General features: G+C 53.2%; 2 protein-coding genes. Both read left to right on the top strand.

The window, feature by feature from the left end; all coding sequences use genetic code 11:
- A partial coding sequence (locus B0O95_RS16850; protein ID WP_233203460.1) for a hypothetical protein occupies positions 1–287 on the top strand: 287 nt, incomplete at its 5' end.
- Positions 288–1017: 730 nt separating this feature from the next.
- Positions 1018–1268 (top strand): condensation domain-containing protein (locus B0O95_RS15200; RefSeq protein WP_233203459.1); only part of this gene is annotated, 251 nt, incomplete at its 3' end.

The following is a 1268-nucleotide window of genomic DNA, read 5'->3' as shown; positions in this document are numbered from 1 at the left end:
GCGCTGTAGAGGGGCATGGTGCGCGACTCTTTGCGTATCGGACAATCGCCATAGCCGGTGCGCTAACGCATCCATTGGGGCGTCTTGATACGATGCTAGCAAACGCGGTGCCCGCTGGGACCCTGTTTCGTCAAGTTTGGCCTATTCATGAGAAACCTGTTGTGTCCCAGCAGGCACTTTTGGTTGATCAGCGCGGCCAGATGCACCATGGTCAGCCAGAAGATACGCCAACTGACGACGCAGAATACCGAAAAGAGACTAGTCAGCCGCTTTGTCGTGCGCAATAGTGTGTCTTGCACGGTGATCTGAGACACGCCCTTAAGCCGTACTTCATCCATCTCGTGGGTGACCGCGTGGCTTCTGGTTGCAAATTTTTAATTTTATTGTTTCTTTCATTCAAGACTTGTCGTTTAAGCAAAGGTAATGGACTTGAGTGCATCATGGCGGGCGCTTTACAGTTTTTCAATCCGGTGCTAAGCGCCGCGATTACCTGAATCTTTGTAGCGTCTCTTAACAGCTGGGCACAGTGCTTGCGGAACGTGAAGCAGATAACGTCGAGCTGATGAGTCAAGGAACGGGTGCGTTGCCGTAGCCGTATGGCTCAATAAAAGTGATGTCTGGAGGGAAAAATGAAGAAGTACTCCAGTACTGAACCCAATGACGCCGCGCCTGTGCGACGTACTGGCTTGCCCTGTTCTTTTTAACTGTCTCGCTTGACCGACTGTAATGCCCATCCGCGCGCAGCGTCACGCGCGTTATGCTCAGCGTTTTCGCTAAAGCTTGACATAAATTGATCGTGGCGTGATCGTTGGCCGGCCAAGTGACGCGAGTGGCGCACTGACGCGCGCCGATGAGTGGCCCTGATCACCGCAGTGAATGGTTAAGAATTGCACGCGACGTGTCGTAAAAGCCATAGTGGTTCCCGACGAGCAACGATAGGTTCTGATTGCGTCGTCGTATCATTTAGTACACCTATTAAATATCAGGCTGCTCGGTCGCCTGAATCGGAGTTTTGTTATGGATGCTAGCATCACGCCCGTTACGTATGCATTAACCACTGCCCAAACGGAGATCTGGCTCGCGCAGCAACTGCACCCAGGCAGCCCCATCTACAACATTGCGCAGTACACGGTGATCGAAGGCGTGATTGAGCCGGCCGTCTTTGAAGCGGCATTGCGTCAAGTCATCGATGAGGCGGACACCCTGCGCTTGCAATTTGTCGATAGCGATGACGGGCTGCGGCAGAGGATTGGTGCACCCGCATGGTC

Origin of the sequence: Mycetohabitans endofungorum (assembly GCF_002927045.1) — a bacterium.
GTDB lineage: Bacteria > Pseudomonadota > Gammaproteobacteria > Burkholderiales > Burkholderiaceae > Mycetohabitans > Mycetohabitans endofungorum.
This window is presented reverse-complemented; position numbering and strand designations above follow the sequence as displayed.